This window comes from Nocardiopsis sp. TRM 82005, assembly GCF_056312425.1.
The window spans coordinates 214,627-222,167 of record NZ_JBWDTQ010000017.1; the positions used below are offsets into that span (position 1 = coordinate 214,627).

Here is a 7,541-nt window from a genome sequence, read left to right on the forward strand (position 1 = left end):
GACGGAGAGTGGATCCCACCCGTCACACCGGCACCGGAGGCCCTCTTCGTCTGCGTCAGGCGGGGTGGGTGTCACCCACCAACCTCAGTGGTCAGTACACCTAGTCAGGCCTGGAGAAGCGCCGCGCGGCCAGGAACAGGCACAGCGCTCCGAAGCAGGCCAACACCGAGAGTTCCTCCATGACCGACGGGCGGAGGTCCCACACCCTCAAACTCCCGAACAGGTGGTCGGGCGCGTCTGTGGGCAGGTGGGCGGCGAGGGTGCGGCGTGCCGCGTCCACCGCGTGGGTCAGAGGGTTGAGCGCGGTGGGCGCGGCCAGCCAGGGCGGTAGGCCGCTGAGCGGGAAGAAGGCTCCGGACAGGAATACCAGCGGCCCCAGGAGCAGACCTGTCGCCGCTTGGAAGGTCTGTGGACTGGGCAGGCAGACCGCCAGCAAAGCACCCAGGGAGGTCATGGCGAACGAGGCCAGCACCAGCACCGCTATGAGGGAGGCGAACAGCACGGGATCGTAGGGTACGCCGGCGGCCCCGGCGAAGACCAGCAGGATCCCGCCGTGGCAGGTGGCGGTGGTGGTACCGGCGAGCACCTTGCCGAGCAGCAGGGACTCGCGGCGCACGGGCGCCACGAGCATCTTCCTCAGGAAGCCGAACTCGCGGTCCCACAGGATCGAGGCGCCGGTGGCGAAGGCCGGGGGCTGAATCGCCATCACCAGGACACCGGGGAACAGGAAGGTCACGTAGCCGATGCCGGATCCGCCGTCGGGTACGACCGTGCCCAGTCCGATACCCAGGGCGGCCAGGATCAGCAACGGCTGCGCCAGTCCGGTCACCAGGCGCAGCCGCTCACGCAGGAAGGTGATGATCTCGCGTTGCCACACGGCGGCCGCCGCGCGCGCCTCGGCGTCCACCCGAGCGGCCACCGTCGTGCTCATGTGCGGTCCTCCCCCGTCTCGGCGGAGCGCAGGTCGCGCCCCGTGTAGTGCAGGAACACGTCGTCCAGACTCGGTTGGGACAGGGTCGCGGAAATGACCGCCCCGTCCAGGGCGGCCATGATCTCCGGCAGCGCGCGCGCACCGTCCGCCACCCGTACCACCAGGGCGTGGTCGACGACGGTCGGGGCCAGCCCGAGGGCGTCGGCGAGGCGTTCGGCGTCTCGGTCGGGGGCGGCGGTCACCAGGCGGACGCAGCCGTCGCCGATCCGGGAGCGGAGTTCGTCCGGGGTGCCCAGGGCCACCACCCGGCCGCGGTCCAGGATGGCCACTCGGTCGCAGTTGTCGGCATCGGCCAGTTGGTGGGTGGTCAGCAGCACGGTGGCACCGGACTCACGGCGCATACGGTGCACGTGCCGCCACACGTCGGCGCGGCTGCGCGGGTCGAGGCCGACCGTGGGCTCGTCCAGGAACAGGACGTCGGGGCGGTGCAGCAGGCCCCTGGCGATCTCCAACCGCCGCTTCATCCCGCCGGAGAGGGTGCGCACCAGGCTGCACCGCCGGTCGAGCAGGTCGGCCAGGGTCAGCATCGCGGTGACGCGTTCGCGTGCACGGCGACGCGGTACTCCGTAGAGGGCGGCGTGAACGCGCAGGTTCTCCTCGGCCGTGAGTTTGTCGTCCAGGGTGCTGTCTTGAAAGACCACGCCGATGGAGCGCCGGACCGCGACCGGGTTGGTGTGGACGTCCTGTCCGGCCACCCACAGGCTTCCGGTGGTGGGGCGGGTCAGTGCGCACAGCATCGCGATGGTGGTGGACTTTCCGGCTCCGTTGGGGCCCAGGAACCCGAAGATCTCCCCGGGGTGTACCAGCAGGTCCAGCCCTCGGACCGCCTCCACACCGGGGTAGGTCTTGACGAGGCCCTCGGCTCGGATCGCCGGAGGGCGTGGGGATCCGGTCCGGACTTCTTCTGTGTTTGGGAGCGTCACTCCGGGTGGGGCACCGGTGTGGATTCCTGTTTCCAATTCACTCCTCATGGGGGCAGAACGACACCAATGCCTGGTGGCCAGGTTGGCCTTCTCAGTGACGAAGCGGTTTTCAGCATGGGGGCGAGGGGATGAAGCTCGCGGCAAAGCTACCTGAGGTAGTTGGCCTCTAACAAACAGTTGCCAAAAGGAGTAGTCCAGGGTCGTGCAGGAAACGCCCCGCGACGCAGGAGCACTCGACACCACCGCTCTGGTCTCGCTCGGGACCGAGACCGAACTCATCTCCGAGCAGCTCAACGCCGGCTGCCTCCACACCTGCATCAGCGGATGGACCATCCGCTGTGACGGAGCCACCTTCTGACCGGCAGCGACTCAGGACGGCGCGCATCGAGGGGCCATGACCGCGGCTGAGGAGCCGCGCGCCGGCCGCGCGCCCTGCCCCGCCTCCGGGGCGGCCAACGCATGGCGGGGGCCGTCCCATCATCCATCCGGACGAGACCGACCGAGCACGAAGGAGACAGGGTGCGGGACCACGGCGCCACACCGGCGTGCACGCGGCAGGTGCGCGACAGGATCCGGGACGTGTGACCGCCGACCACGGGCCCTGGACGGACGTGGCCGTGCCAGGGCTCGACCTTCCTCCCCAAGGGTGGAAGATCTACGTTTCCGCACGGCCCTCCACCCTGTTGGACACGGTCGAACGGGTCCTGCCCCTACTACACGGTCGGCCCCGACTCCTTGGCGGGCCTGGTCTCCGGCGCGCTGGCCCGCTCCCTGCTCACCGGCGACGATCGCGCCCCGGGCGGTATGCCCAGCCCCACCAACCAGTACCGAGGGGCGGCGGGAGTGGGCATGGAACTGCTGCGCCATGACGACGCGGACTCGGGGGTCGAGACTGGCAGGAGTCTTTGATCGAGTGGTCTGTATTCTCCGGAGCTCCCGCCGTGATGATTACTGTGCGTAGTTACCGAGCGTTGCGCGGGGCTTTTTCGCGCCCTCTTGGACACAGCGAGTAAATACCCTGTCACTTCTTGCTTCGAAAGGGTATCAGTGCAGGCCATCGGGATAGAGGCCCCGGAGGACATGACCCACACACACCGGAGGTTCCTCATGCGCAAGCTCGCCTCGTCCCTGGCGCTGGCCGCCGCCGTCCTGGCCCTGGGCGCCGCGCCCGCCCACGCCCAGGACGACGACGACTTCGATGACATCATCGCCGTTCCTACGCTGACCGCCATCCCTGTGGTGGGGAACGTCGTCGAGGCGGTGACGGATGATGATGAGGATGAGGGCGGCTGGATCATCGACGTTGCCCCCCAGTAGTCCTGTACTGACCATGGAGGTTGGTAACACCCACCCCGCGTGACACACGCAAAGAGGGCCTTCGGTATCGGTGTGGATTGCGACATCTACCCGACTCACCAGAAGGCCCTCGATGCCCCACACTACCCACGCCAACGCCCGCCTGACCCCCGCCGGACGCCTGCTCCTGGCCCGCTGCGTGATCGACGAGGGCTGGCCGGTGCGGTCGTTGTGCCAGATCGCGGCGGTCAGCGCCAGGACCCGCTGGAGCACCCGGATGATCACCCCGCCCGGGGTGCGTCCGCCGTGGCGCTCCAGGTCCAGTCGGCCCTTGAAGGTCTGGTTGATCGACTCGATGACCTGGCGCAACGGCCGGAACAACCCTGATCCGGCCCGTGGGGGGCTCGCCCTTGCGGGCCGGACGCAGCAATGACAGGCCTGCTTCGGCCACAGAGCGTTCGAAGTCGCGCCCGTAGTAGTTCTTGTCCGCGATCAGCGTCTGTCCGGGGCGATCGGTGACCAGGCCGTGATCGGCCGCGAAGATCTCCAGCAGGGTGGTGCGCTCATCGGCCTTGGCGCCGGTCAGCGCGAAGGCGGTCGGGAGGCCGCTCAGGGTGCACACCAGGTGCAGGCGCAGCCCCCAGAAGTAGCGCGAGTGGGAGGCGCAGTACCCGTATTGGGCCCATCCACCGGCACACCGGTGTATGGGTGTGCCGGTGGATGGGCTGACCTGTGCGGATGTGAAACCGCGGTCCTTCGCCGTCTCTGACGAAGCCGCAGGCGCCGCTACACCTCCAACTGCTGCAGGGCGGCGTGCAGGCGCTGCATCTCGAATTCGGCAGTCAGCAGCGCAACGATGAGTTTGGGCACGGTTGAGGGTCAGTACCGGTGAGCACTCCGTACGAACGAGGGGAAGGTCCTGTTGTGGCGAAATTCGTAACCATCGGATACGGGGACCAAGACGGCTACGACCGCACCGATGCGGCGGTACGGGATGAGGCGCATGCGCATGACGCCCGCCTGCTTGAGGCCGGGGCTGTTCTGGGCATCGCCGGCTCACCTGTACAGGTGACCCACCACGATGGCACCGGCATGACGGTGGAGCGCGGCTCCTTCATGTCCTCGGCCCTCCCGGTGGCCGGGTTCGGGATCATCGAAGCCGCAACCATCGAGGAAGCCATCCAACTCGTGTCGAAGACCCCATGCGCAGTTGCACAGGGCGTGGTCGAGGTCTGGCCGTTGCAGGAATCGTCGTAGACCGTGGGGGCGACGCACTCTCATCGGCTAGTACTACATAGATAGTGCGGTGACTGAAAAGGTTCACCGGGTTCGTTGAGGCCTGACAGGGTGGCAGGTGAAAACTCGCCACACCCTCTGGGACGTCGGGGTGCGCGCAGGGCCGAGCGCCCACGAGGAAGCGGCCCCGCTCCGTGTCCGGGAATCCGATGTGTCCGCCCACCGGTGTGGGCGTGCCCCTTCGGTGGTCTGCGGGGCGTTCTGCCGCCCACCGCCGGACCGATCCTCCTCAACCCCGCTTTGTATCCAATCTTGTTATTCCCACCGATAAGGCCCGGCAGGACGTTCCTGCCGGGCCTTCCTCATGCGTGGGTCAGGTCGCCTACCGCCAGTTGGTTCGGCGGTGGATGTTCCTGCACAGCGACTGGCTGTCGGCGAGGAGGCACGCGCGGAAGACATGGGCACTGCTGCTGGTGGTGGGAGCTCCCTGAGTCCACACCACACTGCCGTTGGGCCCTCTCGACGAGACCTCATCCGGGTGGCGGTCGCCGTTGGTGTCGGCCTCGAAGAGGAGGGTGTAGTTCAGTTGCATGTTGTGTGCGCGTCCCAGGGCGTGAGGAACATTGGAGCAGGATCGTGCGCTAAGCGTTCTTCGCGCAGGTCAGCGAGGTGCAGCTTCGCGAGGCCCCATCCACGCCCGAATGGGGGCCTTCGCCATATCCAGACCTCACTTGGTGCGCACCGACACCCCAGCGCACCTCGTCACAGGAGGGCGGACAAACCGATATCGAGGAGGCCGTCGAACGAGTCGAGGTACGGGCCACCGAGCCCGAGGGCAGCGGCGGCGGGACTGGCGGCGGCAAGGGTCCCGACCAGGGCCAGGGTGAGGACGGTCAGCATCCGGCGGCCGGTACTCTTCATAGCGGACCCATCACTTTCAGTGTCTGTTTGTGACCTTCAATTACTGAGAGTATCCAGGGGAGGTGTCCACGAAACCGCCTCGCCGGAGGTCGAGAATCTGAAATCTGCGCAGGTCACGCGGGTGAGGTGCCTACTTCATGGCAGTCTCGGCCGCTACTTTGCGGCTCGCCGTAGCTTCGGGAGAACCGGGCCGACTACGCCCCCGCGTACCAACGGCGCCGGTGCCGCCGCTGGTACTGCCGCTTGACCTGGAACGCCCCCGCCGAGGTGGAGAACCCGGCTTGCCCGCGCTGCTACACCCGCCTCCAGTGAGGTCACGGCTCTATCGCCAAATCCTGTAGTAATCCTCCTCGGCCCCCGGATCCGGGACTGGCTCGGTGACGAACTGCTCGCCGCTCGCACCTGAGGGTTCAGCGGTGTCCGCCGGTCGGCCCGGTGCGCCCTCGCTACGGACGGAACCGGAACCGCAGCGGTGCACGCGCGCGTTGGTTGAGGTGTACCGACCGACGAGCACCCGGGAGCACGATGAACGCGGTCACGCTGATCCGCAGCCAGACCCTGACCGAAGCCGTGGAATACGCCTACGCCGCCACGGCCCAGCCGCCAGCGCGGGTGGTGTGGACCGCGGGGGCGTGTCCACTCGACGCCGGGGGCGTGACCGTCGCCGTGGGCGACTACGCAGGCCAGGCCGAGCAGGTCATGCGAAACCTGCGCACCGCACTGAACGATGCCGGGGCCGACCTCACCGACATCGTCAAGACCACGGTGTACGTCGCCTCCACGCGCCAGGAGGACCTGGTCCAGGCGTGGAAGGTGGTGCGCTCCCACATGGGCGGTCACGACGCGCCCGGCACCTTGCTCGGGGTGACCGTGCTCGGCTACGAGAACCAGCTGGTCGAGGTGGAGGCGGTCGCAGTCACGTCCGCGGCCGTCTGACCGTCTTTGTCGGCGGCGGACGCCCGCCGGTGGGCGTCCGTGTGCGTGCAGGACAGGAACCGTCCTCCACTTCTGGCAGGCTTCGGGTATGAGAGCGGCCTCCGCGCGACTGCTGCGCCTGTTGTCCCTTCTACAGACACGCAAGGACTGGCCGGGCGGCGAACTCGCCGAACGACTCCAGGTGAGCTCGCGCACGGTACGCCGTGACGTGGACCGGTTGCGCGAGCTGGGCTATCCCATCCAGGCGACTCTGGGCACCGGGGGCGGCTACCAGCTCGGCCCGGGCGCCTCCCTGCCGCCGCTGCTGCTGGACGACGATGAGGCCGTGGCGGTCGCCGTGGGGTTGCGCACCGCCGCCCAGGGCGGAGTGTCGGGGATCGAGGAGACCTCGGTTCGTGCCCTGACCAAACTCCTACAGGTACTGCCCTCGCGGCTGCGCCGCAGGGTGAAGGCCCTGGGCGCTTTCACCGTCCCCATGCCGGCCGGCGGGCCCACGGTCGACGCCGACACGCTGGCCCTGGTGGCCGCCACCTGCCGGGACAGCGAGCGGCTGCGCTTTGACTACGAGAGCCAAGACGGCAACGCCTCGCGCCGGATCGTCGAGCCCCACCGGTTGGTCTCGCGGGGGCGGCGCTGGTACCTGGTGGCCTGGGACACCGGCCGTGACGACTGGCGCACCTTCCGGGTGGATCGGATGCGCCCGCTCGCCCCGACCGGTCCGCGCGTGCCCCCGCGCGACCCGCCCGAACAGGGCGTGGTCGCCTACCTGGAGGAGCGGATGAACGTGCACATGTGGCCCGTGCAGGCGCGGATCAGGTTGTTCGTCCCGGCGGAGGAGGCCAAGCGCACGGCAGGGGGCCACGGGTGGATCGAGCCGGTGGACGAGCACTCGTGTGTGCTGGTGTGCGCCGGGAACTCGCTGCTGCACATGGCCTGCTACCTGGGCATGCTCGACATGGACATGGAGGTGCAGGAACCCGAGGAGCTGCGCGGGCACATGGCCCGTCTGGCGACCAGGTTCCATCGCGCGGCGGTCCCCGGCTGACACAGGTCCAGAGCCTGTCGACCTCGGTCAGATCGATATCGATGGAGTAGGGGAACTCGACCTTGAGCCGCTCATGGTGGATCCCGGTGGGGACTTGACGTCCTCCTCGGGGTGGGCCCCGGGGATTCCCACGACCTCGCGGCCATGGGCGCGGTGCGCCTCGCGGTGTCCGCTGGTTCCTGTTTCGCCGGCC

At 68.4% G+C, this 7,541-nt stretch carries 10 protein-coding genes and 3 pseudogenes; 8 read left to right on the forward strand and 5 right to left on the reverse strand.

The window, feature by feature from the left end; genetic code table 11:
- Positions 1 to 100: 100 nt before the first annotated feature.
- Together AC0T5L_RS14600 and AC0T5L_RS14605 are read right to left on the reverse strand one after the other, a co-directional pair.
- Positions 101 to 931, reverse strand: a complete 831-nt coding sequence (locus AC0T5L_RS14600) for an ABC transporter permease (RefSeq protein WP_476166001.1) — start codon at positions 929 to 931, stop codon at positions 101 to 103.
- A complete protein-coding gene (locus AC0T5L_RS14605) occupies positions 928 to 1,914 on the reverse strand; it encodes an ABC transporter ATP-binding protein (RefSeq protein WP_476166002.1) in 987 nt (328 codons plus the stop codon). The genes AC0T5L_RS14600 and AC0T5L_RS14605 overlap by 4 nt, the downstream gene beginning before the upstream one ends.
- 202 nt (positions 1,915 to 2,116) lie before the next feature.
- Between AC0T5L_RS14605 and AC0T5L_RS14610 the strand changes: the two genes are divergently transcribed.
- The 5 genes and pseudogenes from AC0T5L_RS14610 to AC0T5L_RS14630 all read left to right on the forward strand — a co-directional run.
- A complete protein-coding gene (locus AC0T5L_RS14610; RefSeq protein ID WP_476166003.1) occupies positions 2,117 to 2,272 on the forward strand; it encodes a cinnamycin family lantibiotic in 156 nt (51 codons plus the stop codon).
- A gap of 187 nt (positions 2,273 to 2,459) precedes the next feature.
- Positions 2,460 to 2,621, forward strand: a pseudogene (locus AC0T5L_RS14615) (class III lanthionine synthetase LanKC N-terminal domain-containing protein); the annotation flags it as partial.
- Positions 2,622 to 2,649: 28 nt separating this feature from the next.
- Positions 2,650 to 2,823: a hypothetical protein gene (locus AC0T5L_RS14620; protein ID WP_476166022.1), complete on the forward strand. Its 174-nt coding sequence runs from the start codon at positions 2,650 to 2,652 to the stop codon at positions 2,821 to 2,823.
- Between the two features lie 171 nt (positions 2,824 to 2,994).
- Positions 2,995 to 3,231 (forward strand): hypothetical protein, encoded by a 237-nt coding sequence (locus AC0T5L_RS14625; RefSeq protein WP_476166004.1) that lies wholly within the window; start codon positions 2,995 to 2,997, stop codon positions 3,229 to 3,231.
- 112 nt (positions 3,232 to 3,343) lie between these two features.
- A pseudogene (locus AC0T5L_RS14630) lies at positions 3,344 to 3,430 on the forward strand (hypothetical protein); the annotation flags it as partial.
- Here AC0T5L_RS14630 and AC0T5L_RS14635 read toward each other — a convergent pair.
- Positions 3,421 to 3,898 (reverse strand): annotated as a pseudogene (locus tag AC0T5L_RS14635) (transposase); the annotation flags it as partial. The pseudogenes AC0T5L_RS14630 and AC0T5L_RS14635 sit on opposite strands and share 10 nt — an antisense overlap.
- Before the next feature lie 236 nt (positions 3,899 to 4,134).
- On the opposite strand from AC0T5L_RS14635, the gene AC0T5L_RS14640 reads away from it, so the two are divergent.
- Complete coding sequence (locus tag AC0T5L_RS14640; protein ID WP_476166005.1) at positions 4,135 to 4,467, forward strand: YciI family protein; 333 nt, start codon at positions 4,135 to 4,137, stop codon at positions 4,465 to 4,467.
- 361 nt (positions 4,468 to 4,828) lie between these two features.
- Here AC0T5L_RS14640 and AC0T5L_RS14645 read toward each other — a convergent pair whose 3' ends face one another.
- Complete coding sequence (locus AC0T5L_RS14645) at positions 4,829 to 5,038, reverse strand: hypothetical protein (protein ID WP_476166006.1); 210 nt, start codon at positions 5,036 to 5,038, stop codon at positions 4,829 to 4,831.
- Positions 5,039 to 5,208: 170 nt separating this feature from the next.
- Positions 5,209 to 5,367 (reverse strand): hypothetical protein, encoded by a 159-nt coding sequence (locus AC0T5L_RS14650; protein WP_476166007.1) that lies wholly within the window; start codon positions 5,365 to 5,367, stop codon positions 5,209 to 5,211.
- Between the two features lie 525 nt (positions 5,368 to 5,892).
- On the opposite strand from AC0T5L_RS14650, the gene AC0T5L_RS14655 reads away from it, so the two are divergent.
- Together AC0T5L_RS14655 and AC0T5L_RS14660 are read left to right on the forward strand one after the other, a co-directional pair.
- On the forward strand, positions 5,893 to 6,303 hold the full coding sequence (locus tag AC0T5L_RS14655; protein WP_476166008.1) for a RidA family protein: 411 nt from the start codon (positions 5,893 to 5,895) through the stop codon (positions 6,301 to 6,303).
- Positions 6,304 to 6,391: 88 nt separating this feature from the next.
- Complete coding sequence (locus AC0T5L_RS14660) at positions 6,392 to 7,348, forward strand: helix-turn-helix transcriptional regulator (RefSeq protein ID WP_476166009.1); 957 nt, start codon at positions 6,392 to 6,394, stop codon at positions 7,346 to 7,348.
- The last annotated feature ends 193 nt before the right edge of the window (positions 7,349 to 7,541 follow it).

Bases quoted from the DNA above. Each gene is read 5' to 3' on its own strand.
- AC0T5L_RS14600 (WP_476166001.1), bottom strand. From the start codon at position 931: ATGAGCACGACGGTGGCCGCTCGGGTGGACGCCGAGGCGCGCGCGGCG.
- AC0T5L_RS14660 (WP_476166009.1), top strand. From the start codon at position 6,392: ATGAGAGCGGCCTCCGCGCGACTGCTGCGCCTGTTGTCCCTTCTACAG.
- AC0T5L_RS14645 (WP_476166006.1), bottom strand. From the start codon at position 5,038: ATGCAACTGAACTACACCCTCCTCTTCGAGGCCGACACCAACGGCGAC.
- AC0T5L_RS14625 (WP_476166004.1), top strand. From the start codon at position 2,995: ATGACCCACACACACCGGAGGTTCCTCATGCGCAAGCTCGCCTCGTCC.
- AC0T5L_RS14655 (WP_476166008.1), top strand. From the start codon at position 5,893: ATGAACGCGGTCACGCTGATCCGCAGCCAGACCCTGACCGAAGCCGTG.
- AC0T5L_RS14650 (WP_476166007.1), bottom strand. From the start codon at position 5,367: ATGAAGAGTACCGGCCGCCGGATGCTGACCGTCCTCACCCTGGCCCTG.